At 55.2% G+C, this 14,352-nt stretch carries 13 protein-coding genes; 9 read left to right on the forward strand and 4 right to left on the reverse strand.

The window, feature by feature from the left end; genetic code table 11:
* Positions 1 to 124: 124 nt before the first annotated feature.
* Positions 125 to 2,116 (reverse strand): transketolase, encoded by a 1,992-nt coding sequence (gene tkt / locus DFO56_RS16980; RefSeq protein WP_045512828.1) that lies wholly within the window; start codon positions 2,114 to 2,116, stop codon positions 125 to 127.
* Positions 2,117 to 2,395: 279 nt separating this feature from the next.
* Between tkt and DFO56_RS16985 the strand changes: the two genes are divergently transcribed.
* Positions 2,396 to 3,154, forward strand: coding sequence for a M48 family metallopeptidase (locus DFO56_RS16985; RefSeq protein WP_017457589.1), 759 nt, complete (start codon positions 2,396 to 2,398; stop codon positions 3,152 to 3,154).
* 285 nt (positions 3,155 to 3,439) lie between these two features.
* Here the strand turns inward: DFO56_RS16985 and speA are convergent, their stop codons facing one another.
* Together speA and yqgB are read right to left on the reverse strand one after the other, a co-directional pair.
* A complete protein-coding gene (gene speA / locus DFO56_RS16990) occupies positions 3,440 to 5,416 on the reverse strand; it encodes a biosynthetic arginine decarboxylase (RefSeq protein WP_071925225.1) in 1,977 nt (658 codons plus the stop codon).
* 8 nt (positions 5,417 to 5,424) lie between these two features.
* Positions 5,425 to 5,607 (reverse strand): acid stress response protein YqgB, encoded by a 183-nt coding sequence (gene yqgB / locus DFO56_RS25170; RefSeq protein ID WP_141402812.1) that lies wholly within the window; start codon positions 5,605 to 5,607, stop codon positions 5,425 to 5,427.
* A 675-nt stretch (positions 5,608 to 6,282) separates the two neighbouring features.
* On the opposite strand from yqgB, the gene metK reads away from it, so the two are divergent.
* The 8 genes from metK to ruvX all read left to right on the forward strand — a co-directional run bounded on the left by metK (position 6,283) and on the right by ruvX (position 13,482).
* Positions 6,283 to 7,437: a methionine adenosyltransferase gene (gene metK, locus DFO56_RS17000; protein ID WP_020455159.1), complete on the forward strand. Its 1,155-nt coding sequence runs from the start codon at positions 6,283 to 6,285 to the stop codon at positions 7,435 to 7,437.
* A 402-nt stretch (positions 7,438 to 7,839) separates the two neighbouring features.
* Complete coding sequence (locus DFO56_RS17005; protein WP_017457585.1) at positions 7,840 to 9,234, forward strand: sugar porter family MFS transporter; 1,395 nt, start codon at positions 7,840 to 7,842, stop codon at positions 9,232 to 9,234.
* A gap of 81 nt (positions 9,235 to 9,315) precedes the next feature.
* A complete protein-coding gene (locus tag DFO56_RS17010) occupies positions 9,316 to 9,822 on the forward strand; it encodes a SprT family zinc-dependent metalloprotease (protein ID WP_017457584.1) in 507 nt (168 codons plus the stop codon).
* 87 nt (positions 9,823 to 9,909) lie between these two features.
* Complete coding sequence (endA, locus tag DFO56_RS17015; RefSeq protein ID WP_045512830.1) at positions 9,910 to 10,608, forward strand: deoxyribonuclease I; 699 nt, start codon at positions 9,910 to 9,912, stop codon at positions 10,606 to 10,608.
* Between the two features lie 81 nt (positions 10,609 to 10,689).
* Positions 10,690 to 11,421, forward strand: a complete 732-nt coding sequence (gene rsmE, locus DFO56_RS17020; protein ID WP_045512833.1) for a 16S rRNA (uracil(1498)-N(3))-methyltransferase — start codon at positions 10,690 to 10,692, stop codon at positions 11,419 to 11,421.
* 13 nt (positions 11,422 to 11,434) lie between these two features.
* On the forward strand, positions 11,435 to 12,382 hold the full coding sequence (gshB, locus tag DFO56_RS17025) for a glutathione synthase (protein ID WP_045512836.1): 948 nt from the start codon (positions 11,435 to 11,437) through the stop codon (positions 12,380 to 12,382).
* 120 nt (positions 12,383 to 12,502) lie between these two features.
* Entirely contained in the window at positions 12,503 to 13,066 is a 564-nt protein-coding gene (locus DFO56_RS17030) for a YqgE/AlgH family protein (protein WP_017457580.1), read from the forward strand.
* On the forward strand, positions 13,066 to 13,482 hold the full coding sequence (gene ruvX, locus DFO56_RS17035) for a Holliday junction resolvase RuvX (protein WP_017457579.1): 417 nt from the start codon (positions 13,066 to 13,068) through the stop codon (positions 13,480 to 13,482). Before DFO56_RS17030 ends, ruvX begins: the two co-directional genes overlap by 1 nt.
* A 153-nt stretch (positions 13,483 to 13,635) precedes the next feature.
* Here ruvX and DFO56_RS17040 read toward each other — a convergent pair whose 3' ends face one another.
* Positions 13,636 to 14,328, reverse strand: coding sequence for a hypothetical protein (locus DFO56_RS17040; protein ID WP_045512898.1), 693 nt, complete (start codon positions 14,326 to 14,328; stop codon positions 13,636 to 13,638).
* Positions 14,329 to 14,352: the final 24 nt, after the last annotated feature.

The raw sequence follows: 14,352 nt of genomic DNA on the forward strand, positions 1-14,352 counted from the left end.
ATAGGGGTGGATAAAACTATGTTTAGCTGGCCTGCAAATCTGTGGCCTTGATAAAACCCAGGCACAATGGGAAATGGTGGTCATGCTGGCCCGGCAGGACTTGCGCCGCCGGGCCAGAGGATGATTACAGCAGCGCTTTCGCTTTTGCTACAACATTCTCGACGGTGAAACCAAACTCCTCGAACAGCTGCTCTGCCGGGGCGGACTCACCAAAGGTGGTCATACCGACGATAGCGCCGTTCAGGCCGACATATTTGTACCAGAAGTCAGCAATACCGGCTTCAATCGCCACGCGAGCAGAGACCGCTTTCGGCAGTACGGACTCACGGTAGGCCGCATCCTGTTTGTCGAATGCGTCGGTGGACGGCATGGAAACCACGCGCGCTTTCACGCCTTCGGCAGAGAGTTTTTCCCATGCCGAGACAGCAAGCTCAACTTCTGAGCCGGTGGCAATCAGGATCAGCTGCGGCTGACCTGCGCAATCTTTCAGTACGTACGCACCGCGGGCGATATCTGCCAGCTGCTGCGCGGTACGCTCCTGTTGCGCCAGGTTCTGACGGGAGAGGATCAGCGCAGTTGGGCCGTCATGGCGCTCAACACCGTATTTCCACGCCACCGCAGATTCTACCTGGTCACACGGACGCCAGGTGCTGACGTTCGGAGTAACGCGCAGGGAAGCGACCTGCTCTACCGGCTGGTGAGTCGGGCCATCTTCGCCCAGACCAATTGAGTCGTGGGTGTAAACCAGCACCTGACGCTGTTTCATCAGCGCTGCCATACGCACCGCATTACGGGCATATTCAACGAACATCAGGAAGGTGGAGGTGTACGGAAGGAAACCGCCGTGCAGAGCGATACCGTTAGCAATCGCGGTCATGCCGAATTCGCGCACGCCATAGTGAATGTAGTTACCGGCAGCGTCTTCGTTAATCGCTTTCGAACCGGACCAGAGGGTCAGGTTCGAAGGTGCCAGGTCAGCGGAACCGCCGAGGAATTCCGGCAGCAGCGGACCGAAGGCTTCGATAGCATTTTGAGAGGCTTTACGGCTGGCGATTTTCGCCGGATTGGCCTGCAGTTTTTCAACAAACGCCTGCGCTTTAGCATCGAAGTCAGACGGCAGCTCGCCCTTCATACGGCGGGTGAATTCAGCCGCTTCCTGCGGGAAGGCTTTCGCGTAAGCCGCGAACTTGTCGTTCCACGCCGCTTCTTTCGCCTTGCCAGCTTCTTTTGCATCCCACTGAGCATAGATTTCAGACGGGATTTCAAACGGTGCGTATTTCCAGCCAAGCTGCTCACGGGTCAGCGCGATTTCCGCATCGCCCAGCGGCGCACCGTGGGAGTCGTGGGTACCGGCTTTGTTCGGCGAACCGAAACCGATGATAGTTTTGCACATCAACAGGGACGGTTTATCCGTCACGCTGCGAGCCTCTTCAACGGCGCGTTTGATGGCATCAGCGTTGTGGCCGTCAATGCCGCGAACCACGTGCCAGCCATAGGCTTCAAAGCGTTTCGCCGTATCATCGGTAAACCAGCCTTCCACGTGACCGTCGATGGAGATGCCGTTGTCATCATAGAACGCCACCAGTTTTCCCAGCTTCAGCGTACCGGCCAGCGAGCAGGCTTCGTGGGAGATGCCTTCCATCATGCAACCGTCGCCCATAAAGGCGTAGGTGAAGTGGTCAACAATGTCATGCCCAGGACGGTTGAACTGCGCTGCGAGAGTTTTCTCCGCAATCGCCATACCTACCGCGTTGGCAATGCCCTGGCCCAGCGGACCGGTAGTGGTTTCAACACCTGCGGTGTAACCCACTTCCGGGTGACCTGGCGTTTTTGAGTGCAGCTGACGGAAGTTCTGCAGCTCGGACATCGGCAGATCGTAGCCGGTGAGGTGCAGCAGGCTGTAAATCAGCATTGAGCCGTGGCCGTTAGACAGCACAAAGCGGTCACGGTCAGCCCAGGCCGGATTTGTCGGGTTATGGTTCAGAAAATCACGCCACAGCACTTCGGCGATATCGGCCATCCCCATCGGGGCTCCCGGGTGACCGGATTTGGCTTTCTGTACCGCGTCCATGCTCAGCGCACGAATAGCATTAGCAAGCTCTTTACGTGAGGACATTTTGACTCCAGATCGGACTGTTAAGGGCTGTTCCCGTAACGACTTGACGACAGCGCGTTTTGGGCTACGCCGGAAAAAAGTGCCAACAATGTAACCCAAGCGACAAGTCATGTACATGGAGCATCCTTTTGCCGATTCAGAAATCTCTGGAAGCTGCTCGCATGTTGCGCAATCTCCTCGCCCGCCTTCTGTTCTGTTCCTTATACTTAGGCTCACCACCGGTTCGCCTGAATTGGTGTATGAACAGAATAGCTATCCAATCATTGCGGAAGAGAACAAATGAAAATTCGCCCAGCCCTGCTTGCTCTGGGAATGACCACCCTGCTTGCCGGGTGTCAGAACATGAACTCCAACGGTTTTCTCAGCTCAGGAGCGGAAGCGTTCCAAGCCTACACGTTGAGCGACGCGCAGGTAAAAGCGCTAAGCGATGACGCCTGTAAGCAGATGGACAGCAAAGCGACTATCGCCCCGGCGAGCAGCCCGTACACGCAGCGTTTGAATAAAATTGCCACCGCTCTGGGTGACAACATCAATGGCCAACCGGTGAACTACAAAGTCTACGTGGCGAAAGACGTTAACGCCTTCGCCATGGCGAATGGCTGCATCCGTGTTTACAGTGCGCTGATGGACATGATGACCGATAACGAAGTTGAAGCGGTGATTGGCCACGAAATGGGCCACGTGGCGCTAGGCCATGTGAAGAAAGGCATGCAGGTTGCGCTCGGCACCAATGCGGTGCGCGCGGCGGCGGCCTCCGCCGGCGGGATTGTGGGCAGTTTGTCGCAGTCGCAGCTTGGCGCACTGGGCGAGCAACTGGTTAACTCCCAGTTCTCTCAGCGCCAGGAAGCCGAAGCGGATGACTACTCTTATGACCTGCTGCGCAAACGCGGCATCAGTCCAGCCGGGTTAGCCACCAGCTTCGAAAAACTGGCGAAGATGGAAGAAGGCCGTCAGAGTTCGATGTTTGACGATCACCCCGCCTCGGCTGAACGTGCGCAGCATATCCGCGATCGCATGGCGGCAGATGGCATTAAATAATGCATTGGGAGGCAATCTTGCCTCCCTTTTTTTCTATGGCTGAAACCGCCTCTCGCTGAACGACGCAGAGTGACTGCTGCATTGCGCCGTTATCACAGGATCACTACACGTTGTTCCTTCCCGGCCTCTTTGATCCATCTGCGGTGATGCAAAGGAAGCAGATCGCGAGTAACACCGCTTTCGCGCAACGCTCTTTGTGTCGAGCCTTAGATAAAAAAATCCCTTCCGCACCGTGCTGGCGTGGAAGGGATTCAGTTCGTTACCGGTCAGACGCTATAACCTGCGTTATTCGTCTTCCAGATAGGTGTAGCCGTAAAGCCCGGCTTCGAACTCTTCGAGGAACTGCTGTTGCAGGGTCTCATCAAGCCCGGTTTGTTTCACCTGATCGCGGAACTGCGTCAGCAGCGTGTTCGGATCGAGCTGCACGTACTGCAGCATATCCGCCACGGTGTCGCCTTCATCAGAAAGCTCCACTTCAACGCTACCATCCGGGAAGACAAACACGTCCACCGCTTCGGTATCGCCGAACAAGTTATGCATGTTACCGAGGATCTCCTGGTAAGCACCGACCATAAAGAAGCCCAGCATCGGCGGGTTCTCCGGATCGTATTCCGGCATCGGCATGGTGGTCGCAATCCCGTCGCCATCCACGTAGTGATCGATAGCGCCGTCGGAATCACAGGTGATATCCAGCAGCACCGCACGACGTTCCGGGGCATGGTTCAACCCTTCCAGCGGCAGAACCGGGAACAGTTGATCGATCCCCCACGCATCCGGCATCGACTGGAACAGCGAGAAGTTGACGTACATTTTGTCCGCCATGCGCTCCTGCAACTCATCAATGATCGGACGATGCGCGCGGTTGCTCGGATCGAGTTGCTTCTGCACTTCGTGGCACATATTCAGATAAAGCTGCTCGGCCCACGCGCGCTCTTGCAAACTGAACGTGCCGGAGGAATAACCGACATGGATATCGTGCAGATCCATCTGGCTGTCGTGCAGCCATTCGCGTAGCGAACGGCGGGTACCCGGTTCATGCATCTCCTGCCAGGTTTCCCACATGCTCTGCAACGCGCGCGGCGCGTCTTCAGCCGGTGGCGTCGCTGGCGTGTATTCGTTACGCTCAACGCCAATAATGTTGGAAACCAGCACGGTATGGTGCGCGGTGACGGCACGGCCAGACTCGGTGATCACCGTCGGGTGCGGCAGACCATGCTCTTCACAAGCATCGCCAATCGCCCAAATGATGTTGTTGGCGTATTCATTCAGGCCATAGTTCACTGAACAATCGGACTGGGAACGCGTACCTTCATAGTCCACGCCCAGGCCGCCGCCCACGTCAAAGCACTGAATATTGACGCCAAGTTTATGCAGCTCAACATAGAAGCGCGCCGATTCGCGCACGCCAGTGGCGATATCGCGAATGTTCGCCATCTGCGAACCGAGGTGAAAATGCAGCAATTGAATGCTGTCTAAGCGTCCGCGCTCACGCAGGATTTCCACCAGTTGCAGTACCTGGGTCGCCGCCAGACCGAATTTGGATTTTTCGCCACCGGAGGACTGCCATTTACCGGAACCCTGCGATGCCAGACGCGCACGCACGCCAAGACGCGGTACCACGTTCAGGCGCTCGGCTTCTTCCAGCACAATGGCGATTTCGGTCATTTTCTCAATCACCAGATAGACCTTATGGCCCATCTTTTCGCCAATCAGCGCGAGGCGAATGTATTCACGGTCTTTATAACCATTACACACAATCACCGAACGGGTCATGCCCGCATGCGCCAGAACCGCCATCAGTTCCGCTTTGGAGCCCGCTTCCAGCCCCAGCGGTTCGCCGGAATGGATCAGGGACTCAATCACACGGCGATGCTGGTTCACCTTGATCGGGTAAACGAGGAAATAGTCACCGTTGTAACCGTAGGATTCACGCGCACGTTTGAAAGCGGCGTTAATCGAACGCAGACGGTGTTGCAGGATCTGCGGGAAACAGAACAGCGCGGGCAGACGTTGCCCCTGCGCTTCACGCGCTTTTACCAGCTGCGCCAGGTCGACACGGGCTTGTGGGACGTCCGGATCCGGGCAAACGCTGATATGGCCCAGCTCGTTGACGTCGTAGTAATTATTACCCCACCAGGCAATGTTATAAGTACGAAGCATCTTGCTGGCTTCCTGGGAGCTCATCGCAACCTCCTGCATGGAACGTAGTACACCTTGTTCGCCTGCTGACGAAGGCGAAACCGAAGACATGTCGTCAGACATAACGAACCTCAATAGATGAAAGTGTATACCCTGTGCACATCACGACGCCCAAAGGCGGCCGCGCGAAAATGCATACGGATAAAATAGTTGACTACTATCGCAGTGACACATAGCGATAACAACCCATAAACAGCCTGACTTTTCAGCGCAATATGCTGAAGCACCGACTGTGCGACCGGTTTCTTATTCATATCATTGTAAAACACGTATCGGGACTCGAGTATGACAGCCCGGCGAAACCACGAGAAAACCCCTGATCTAACAGGAGAGCCCTTGTTCAGTTATCACAATGCCTTACCGGCTCTGGAGTCCTGAGAAGCGCCGAAATGGGTATAACATCGGCAGGTTTGCAGATTTGAAATGCAGGTTGCGGGGAATAAACGCACGTCAGAACGACGCGACAGGTCCTGTAGAAAACAGCGCTTCATTATCTCTTATCACCTCCACGCAAGCCGTTAAGACCCGCGACAAGCCAAAGCCATTAAATTCACTGCTTAACCCGGCTGGAAGTGGCGACACAGCGTTTCTGCCGTGCGCTTTTTTAATGAGCCGCGCGCGGCGTTTTATACCGAGAACGGGGTGAAAATGCAAAATAAAAAAGCTGTGTTTGCCGCATTGCCAGGAAAATTTTCCGTCACTATTTGTGACAGGATGTGGCGAACATCAAAAAACGCTGGCAATAAGGTCAAGAGTTAACCTAGAATAGCCATCCAGATGTTAATCCGTCCATACGTGAAGAATGTATGCGCAGACCGATTAACACGCAGACTTCATGTGTCACCTTCTGCAGTCCGCGTCCGCCAGACGCGAAGACCTCCGGACACAGAATTCGAGCTAACCGTATTACTCCAGGGTGAAAACTTACTATGGCAAAACACCTTTTTACGTCCGAGTCCGTCTCTGAAGGGCATCCTGACAAAATCGCTGACCAAATTTCCGATGCCGTGCTGGACGCTATCCTTGAGCAGGATCCGAAAGCACGCGTTGCTTGTGAAACCTACGTCAAAACCGGCATGGTACTGGTAGGTGGCGAAATCACCACCAGCGCGTGGGTAGATATCGAAGAGATCACCCGTAACACCGTCCGTGAAATCGGCTATGTGCATTCTGACATGGGCTTTGACGCGAACTCCTGCGCCGTACTGAGCGCAATTGGTAAACAGTCTCCGGATATCAACCAGGGTGTTGACCGTGCAGACCCGCTGGAACAGGGCGCTGGCGACCAGGGCCTGATGTTTGGCTATGCGACCAATGAAACCGACGTGCTGATGCCAGCACCGATCACCTATGCTCACCGTCTGGTTCAGCGCCAGGCTGAAGTGCGTAAAAACGGCACGCTGCCGTGGCTGCGTCCGGACGCGAAAAGCCAGGTGACGTTCCAGTATGACGACGGCAAAATCGTCGGCATCGACGCGGTAGTTCTGTCTACTCAGCACGCAGAAGAGATCGATCAGAAATCCCTGCAAGAAGCGGTGATGGAAGAGATCATCAAACCGATCCTGCCGACCGAATGGCTGAACGCCTCAACCAAATTCTTCATCAACCCGACTGGCCGTTTCGTTATCGGTGGTCCAATGGGCGACTGCGGTCTGACCGGGCGTAAAATCATCGTTGATACCTACGGCGGCATGGCTCGTCACGGCGGCGGTGCATTCTCCGGTAAAGATCCATCAAAAGTTGACCGTTCTGCGGCATATGCTGCGCGTTACGTGGCGAAAAACATCGTTGCGGCAGGCCTTGCCGATCGTTGTGAAATCCAGGTTTCTTACGCTATCGGCGTGGCTGAACCGACCTCCATCATGGTGGAAACGTTCGGTACGGAGAAAATTGCCATCGAACAGCTGACGCTGCTGGTGCGCGAGTTCTTCGATCTGCGTCCGTACGGCCTGATCCAGATGCTGGATCTGCTGCACCCGATCTACAAACAAACCGCCGCATACGGTCACTTTGGTCGTGAAACTTTCCCATGGGAAAAAACCGACAAAGCGGCGCTGCTGCGAGAAGCTGCCGGTCTGGAATAATTCTCTGACCGCGTTGCCGTTCAGGCCAGCCTTGTGCTGGCCTTTTTATTTTTGACACCTGTTCATTCCGCCGCGATTTTTTCCAGCGCCTATACTCACTTATCCCGCACCGCACTTATCTGAAAGCGATTACACCGCTGCGCTTCGCTGATTTTTCAGACTTTTCCTTTTGAAAAACGAACATAACATGACTGTTACATTCCGTTTCGGTTTAGTCTGAAACTCACCGCGCCCCCTCTCCTTTACCGCCCAACAATTCTATAATAATTAACACTTTTATTTACATTGACGGCCTTATTGCAATGTAACCGATTACACTCATGTGATGTAAATCACGTATTTTTAGAGATGAGTGGCCTACCTTTTACATCGAAAAAACCAATGACATGAATGGAGGGCATAATGCCTGACAATAAAAAACAGGGGTATTCAAACAAGGCAATGACCTTCTTTGTTTGTTTCCTCGCTGCACTGGCAGGACTGCTTTTTGGCCTGGATATTGGGGTAATCGCTGGTGCGTTGCCCTTTATTACCAAAGATTTTCAGATTAGCGCACACACGCAGGAGTGGGTGGTCAGCTCAATGATGTTCGGTGCCGCCGTCGGCGCCGTCGGCAGCGGCTGGCTCTCCTGGCGCCTCGGGCGTAAAAAAAGCCTGATGATTGGCGCGATCTTGTTTGTCATCGGTTCGCTCTGTTCTGCGGCCGCACCAAACGTGGAAGTGCTGATTATTTCCCGCGTACTGCTTGGTCTGGCGGTTGGTATTGCCTCTTATACCGCGCCGCTGTATCTCTCCGAAATCGCGCCGGAAAAAATTCGCGGCAGCATGATTTCCATGTATCAGTTGATGATCACTATCGGGATTCTGGGCGCTTATCTCTCTGACACCGCGTTCAGCTATAGCGGCGCATGGCGCTGGATGCTGGGCGTTATCATCATTCCGGCGATTTTACTGCTGATTGGCGTGTTCTTCCTGCCGGACAGTCCGCGCTGGTTTGCCGCCAAGCGCCGCTTCCATGACGCCGAACGCGTGTTGTTGCGCCTGCGCGATACCAGCGCCGAAGCGAAAAACGAGCTGGAAGAGATCCGCGAAAGCCTGCAGGTAAAACAGACCGGCTGGGCGTTGTTCAAAGAGAACAGCAACTTCCGCCGCGCGGTGTTCCTTGGCGTGTTGTTGCAGGTGATGCAGCAGTTCACCGGGATGAACGTCATCATGTATTACGCGCCGAAGATCTTTGAACTGGCGGGCTACACCAATACCACTGAGCAGATGTGGGGCACGGTGATCGTCGGTCTGACTAACGTACTGGCGACCTTTATTGCCATCGGTCTTGTCGATCGCTGGGGACGCAAACCCACGCTGGTGCTGGGCTTCATGGTGATGGCGGCTGGTATGGGCATTTTGGGTACCATGCTGCATCTGGGTATCCATTCGCCATCGGCACAATACTTTGCTGTCGCCATGTTGCTGATGTTTATTGTTGGCTTTGCCATGAGTGCCGGTCCGTTGATTTGGGTACTGTGTTCCGAAATTCAGCCGCTGAAAGGCCGCGACTTCGGTATCACCTGCTCCACCGCGACCAACTGGATTGCCAACATGATTGTCGGCGCAACCTTCCTGACCATGCTGAACACGCTGGGCAACGCCAACACCTTCTGGGTCTACGGCGGTCTGAACGTGTTGTTCATCGTGCTGACGCTGTGGCTGGTGCCGGAAACAAAACATGTTTCGCTGGAGCACATCGAGCGTAACCTGATGCGTGGCCGCCCGCTGCGCGAAATTGGTTCCCATAACTAACCTTAAAGGCTTCCTCTGCGGAGGAAGCCTTTGCTTTTTGCCTGTTGCACTCCTGCCCCGCCCCACCTATTCTCTGCACTTATGAAAACTCCCCGTCTTCCAATCGCTCTTCAGCAAGCCGTGATGCGCAGCCTGCGGGATAAACTCGCGCAGGCGAACCTGAAACTGGGGCGCAACTACCCGGAACCGAAACTGGTATATCAACAGCGCGGCACGGCGGCAGGCACTGCCTGGCTGGCTGATTACGAGATCCGACTTAACCCCGTATTGCTACTCGAAAACCAGCAGGCGTTTATTGAAGAGGTGGTTCCTCACGAACTGGCCCACTTGCTGGTGTGGAAGCACTTTGGTCGCGTCGCGCCGCACGGTAAAGAGTGGAAGTGGATGATGGAGAGCGTACTCGGTGTGCCCGCTCGCCGCACACATCAGTTCGAACTGGAATCTGTGCGGCCCAATACTTTCCCATACCATTGCAAATGCCAGCAGCACCAGTTAACGGTACGGCGACACAATCGCGTGCTGCGCGGCGAGGCGGTTTACCGCTGCGTACACTGCGGCGAGCCGCTGGCTGCTGGCGCGAGTAACTGAATCCATTAAGAAGTTTTCCGCGCGAACTGATTGCATCAGGCAACAGCTTCCGCTACGTTGCGAACTCGTTTTGACAGGGAGTTCGCCATGTTTCGTTTTATCTCACTCTTCTTCGCGCTGATAGCAGTTCCCGCCTTCGCAGCGGACGGCATCAACAGTTTTGCCCAGGCTAAAGCGGCGGGCGTCAAAGTTAACGCCGATGTGCCGGGAGATTTTTACTGCGGCTGTAAAATTAACTGGCAGGGTAAAAAAGGGGTTATCGACCTCGCGTCTTGCGGCTATCAGGTGCGTAAAAACGAAAACCGCGCCAGCCGGGTAGAATGGGAACATGTCATGCCCGCCTGGCAGTTCGGCCATCTGCGCCAGTGCTGGCAGGATGGCGGGCGTAAAAACTGCGCCAACGATCCGGTGTACCGTAAAATCGAAAGCGATATGCACAACCTGCAACCCGCCGTCGGCGAGGTAAACGGCGATCGCGGCAACTTTATGTACGGTCAATGGAACGGCGGTGAAAGCCAGTATGGCCAGTGCGGCATGAAAATCGATTTCAAAGAAAAACTCGCCGAGCCGCCGGAACGCGCTCGCGGTGCGATTGCCCGTACCTATTTCTATATGCGTGACCAGTACCAACTCAGCCTTTCACGCCAGCAAACGCAGCTTTTCACCGCCTGGGACAAGCTTTATCCGGTAACCGACTGGGAGTGCAAACGTGACGAGCGCATCGCCAACGTGCAGGGCAACCATAACCCTTACGTGCAGCGCGCTTGCATGGCGCGAAAGAGCTAACCTACACTAGCGGCATTTGTTACAGTCCGCCCCGCCCGTTAATCCCGGCCGGGGCTGCAACCTAAGCGGATTCGAAATACCATGCGCATTCCCCGCATCCACCACCCAGAACTTATCCAGCCAGGCCATGATATCGCCCTCAGCGAAGATGCCGCCAACCATGTCGGCCGCGTGCTGCGTATGGGGCAAGGCCAGGCCATTCAGCTTTTCGACGGCTCCAATCAGGTGTTTGAGGCCGAAATTATCCGCGCCGATAAAAAAAGCGTGGTGGTGAAAATTCTTGGCAGTGAAGTGGACGATCGTGAATCGCCGCTGCATATTCACCTCGGCCAGGTGATGTCGCGTGGTGAAAAAATGGAATTCACTATCCAGAAATCGATTGAGCTTGGGGTAAGCCTCATTACGCCACTTTTTTCTGAGCGCTGCGGGGTTAAACTGGATGCTGAACGCCTGAACAAGAAGCTTCAGCAGTGGCAAAAAATTGCCATTGCCGCTTGTGAACAGTGCGGCCGCAACCGGGTGCCGGAAATACGTCCGGCCATGGATCTCGAAGCCTGGTGCGCCGAAGAGGAAACAGGCTTAAAGCTGAACCTGCATCCGCGCGCCAGCCAGAGCATTAACACGCTGCCGCTGCCCGTTGAACGCGTGCGCTTACTGATTGGCCCGGAGGGCGGGTTATCCGCCGACGAGATTGCGATGACCGCGCGTTATCAGTTCACAGATATTTTGTTAGGCCCCCGTGTGCTACGCACAGAGACTACGGCGCTTACCGCCATCACCGCGCTTCAGGTGCGCTTCGGCGACCTGGGTTGAAAGGAGAAGCAGAATGATCAAGCTCGGTATCGTGATGGATCCCATCGCGGACATCAATATCAAAAAAGACTCCAGCTTCGCCATGCTGCTGGAAGCTCAGCGCCGCGGCTACGAGCTGCACTATATGGAGATGGCAGATCTTTATCTGATTAACGGTGAAGCCCGCGCCCGTACCCGCACGTTGTCCGTCGAACACAATTACGACAAATGGTATGAATTCGGCAGCGAACAGGATCTTGCTCTCGCTGAGCTGGATACCATCCTGATGCGTAAAGATCCGCCGTTCGATACCGAATATATTTATGCGACGTACATCCTTGAACGCGCGGAAGAAAAAGGCACGCTGATCGTTAACAAGCCGCAGAGCCTGCGCGACTGCAACGAAAAGCTGTTCACCGCCTGGTTCCCGGAGTTAACCCCGGAAACGCTGGTTACGCGCAACAAAGCACAGCTAAAAGCCTTCTGGCAGAAGCACACCGACATCATTCTTAAGCCGCTGGACGGCATGGGCGGTACCTCAATTTTCCGCGTTAAAGAGGGCGATCCAAACCTCTCGGTTATCGCCGAAACGCTCACAGAGCTGAGCAGCCGCTACTGCATGGCGCAAAACTACCTGCCCGCCATCAAAGATGGCGACAAACGTGTGCTGGTCGTTGATGGCGAACCGGTGCCTTACTGTCTGGCACGCATTCCGCAGGGCGGTGAAACTCGCGGTAACCTCGCCGCAGGCGGACGCGGCGAACCGCGTCCGTTAAGCGAAAGCGACTGGGCTATCGCGCGTAAAGTCGCGCCGGTGCTGAAAGCCAAAGGCTTGATCTTTGTCGGACTGGATATTATCGGCGATCGCCTGACCGAAATTAACGTCACCAGCCCAACCTGCATTCGCGAAATCGAAGCGGAATTCCCGATCTCCATTACCGGTATGTTGATGGACGCTATCGAGAAACGCCTCGGAAAATAACTGTCATAGAAAGGTGCGGGACGGATCCCGCCCCTCGCCAGCTTTGGCTAGTGACAGCACTCCGCTTTCCCCCCATACTAGGCTGTCGCTTTTTTGAACCAGGAAACAGAACCTCTGACAATGAATTTACAGCATCACTTTCTTATTGCCATGCCTGCTCTTCAGGATCCCCTCTTTCGTCGCTCCGTGGTTTACATTTGCGAGTACAACGATGAAGGTGCGATGGGGCTGATTATTAATAAGCCCCTGGAAAACCTGAAAGTGGAAGGTGTTCTGGAAAAACTCAAAATCCAGCCCACAGAACGCGATCCGGCAATCCGCCTGGATAAACCGGTGCTGCTTGGCGGCCCGTTGGCTGAAGATCGCGGTTTTATTCTGCACACGCCACCAGCGGCATTCTCGTCGAGCATTCGCGTGTCGGATAACACCGTGATCACCACCTCGCGCGATGTGCTGGAGACGCTTGGCACGGCAGAGCAACCGAGCGAAGTGCTGGTAGCGCTGGGTTATGCCTCGTGGGAGAAAGGGCAGCTCGAGGAGGAGATCCTTGATAACGCCTGGCTCACTGCGCCTGCGGATCTCAACATTCTGTTTAAAACGCCGATCGCCGATCGCTGGCGTGAAGCGGCCAAACTTATCGGTATCGATATCTCTACCATGCCTGGCGTGGCAGGGCACGCCTGATGAGCGGAACCCTGTTAGCCTTTGATTTCGGTACCAAAAGCATTGGCGTTGCCATCGGGCAGCGTATCACGGGCACCGCTCGCCCACTCAGCGCGCTGAAAGCGCAGGACGGCACACCGGACTGGAAGCTTATCGAAAAGCTGTTAAAAGAGTGGCAGCCCGAGTCTGTCATTGTGGGTTTGCCGTTGAATATGGACGGCACCGAGCAACCCCTCACCGCCCGTGCCCGTAACTTTGCCAACAAAGTTCATGGCCGTTTTGGCGTGCAGGTGACGCTGCATGATGAGCGTTTAAGCACCGTAGAAGCCCGCGCCGGGCTGTTTGAACGCGGCGGTTTTCGCGCGCTCGACAAAGGAAGTGTCGATTCCGCTTCCGCAGTCATCATCCTTGAGAGCTACTTCGAACAACATTTCTGAACCTGCCCCGACCAGCCGTTCTCCCTGTTCCTGACCCGACGAAAGCCGCGACCTGTTCGCGGCTTTCTGCCGATCGTTCTCACAGTTTCTGGCTATGCTTTTTGCATTTCATCGAGTGTTTCTATAAAAGAAACATAGTGGCGTTAGCCAGCGTCAGGATTTTTCCGTCAGGCGTTCGACCAGCGCGTGAAGTGCCTGCAGCCGTGTGTCCACGACCGTGTCGTCAACGTGCCACATTCCGGCAAAGGCAAGTGCGGCAGAGTGCGCACCAAGCGGTTTTGCCATCGAGACTTCACCGTCATCATGGTGCCAGACCACATGGCCGCGCTCGCGTTGCTCGGCAACATGCGGACCAAGCAGTTGCCACTGCTCTTCGCTAAAGCGCTGTTGCAGGGTTTCATCACTTTCTGCCGCCAGTAACGCCATGCCGATGACGGACTGCCAGGCCGGAAGCATATGAAAACCAGCCAGCGCCTGGCTGACCTGGCTACCGGGCTCGGAGTGATAGATATAGATCACCTGATCCTCCCAGAGCACGCCCATTGCCACCACGATATCTTTCGGGGCATGGCTTTCCAGTAGTGGCAGCGCCTGGGAAAACAGTGCCGAACCACGAATAGCCTGTGCTGCCAGCGCATGGATACCGGGACCGGGCAGATAGCGGCGCTGTGCGTCCTGCATCGTCAGGCCAATAGAAGCCATGGTCATCAACAACCGGTTTACACGGGTTGTGTTAATGCCCATCAGGCGAGCCAGTTCGCGACAGCCAATGGCGCGATCGCTGGAAACCAGATACTGCAGGCAGCGAATGCCGTCGATCAGGCTTTGATTGGGTTGTGAAGACATTGCAGGTTCACTTTTCAGGTTGCT

Source organism: Kosakonia sp. AG348 (genome assembly GCF_003337365.1).
In the GTDB taxonomy this organism is placed as follows: domain Bacteria; phylum Pseudomonadota; class Gammaproteobacteria; order Enterobacterales; family Enterobacteriaceae; genus Kosakonia.

Bases quoted from the DNA above. Each gene is read 5' to 3' on its own strand.
- tkt (WP_045512828.1), bottom strand. From the start codon at position 2,116: ATGTCCTCACGTAAAGAGCTTGCTAATGCTATTCGTGCGCTGAGCATG.
- DFO56_RS16985 (WP_017457589.1), top strand. From the start codon at position 2,396: ATGAAAATTCGCCCAGCCCTGCTTGCTCTGGGAATGACCACCCTGCTT.
- speA (WP_071925225.1), bottom strand. From the start codon at position 5,416: ATGTCTGACGACATGTCTTCGGTTTCGCCTTCGTCAGCAGGCGAACAA.
- yqgB (WP_141402812.1), bottom strand. From the start codon at position 5,607: ATGAATAAGAAACCGGTCGCACAGTCGGTGCTTCAGCATATTGCGCTG.
- metK (WP_020455159.1), top strand. From the start codon at position 6,283: ATGGCAAAACACCTTTTTACGTCCGAGTCCGTCTCTGAAGGGCATCCT.
- DFO56_RS17005 (WP_017457585.1), top strand. From the start codon at position 7,840: ATGCCTGACAATAAAAAACAGGGGTATTCAAACAAGGCAATGACCTTC.
- DFO56_RS17010 (WP_017457584.1), top strand. From the start codon at position 9,316: ATGAAAACTCCCCGTCTTCCAATCGCTCTTCAGCAAGCCGTGATGCGC.
- endA (WP_045512830.1), top strand. From the start codon at position 9,910: ATGTTTCGTTTTATCTCACTCTTCTTCGCGCTGATAGCAGTTCCCGCC.
- rsmE (WP_045512833.1), top strand. From the start codon at position 10,690: ATGCGCATTCCCCGCATCCACCACCCAGAACTTATCCAGCCAGGCCAT.
- gshB (WP_045512836.1), top strand. From the start codon at position 11,435: ATGATCAAGCTCGGTATCGTGATGGATCCCATCGCGGACATCAATATC.
- DFO56_RS17030 (WP_017457580.1), top strand. From the start codon at position 12,503: ATGAATTTACAGCATCACTTTCTTATTGCCATGCCTGCTCTTCAGGAT.
- ruvX (WP_017457579.1), top strand. From the start codon at position 13,066: ATGAGCGGAACCCTGTTAGCCTTTGATTTCGGTACCAAAAGCATTGGC.
- DFO56_RS17040 (WP_045512898.1), bottom strand. From the start codon at position 14,328: ATGTCTTCACAACCCAATCAAAGCCTGATCGACGGCATTCGCTGCCTG.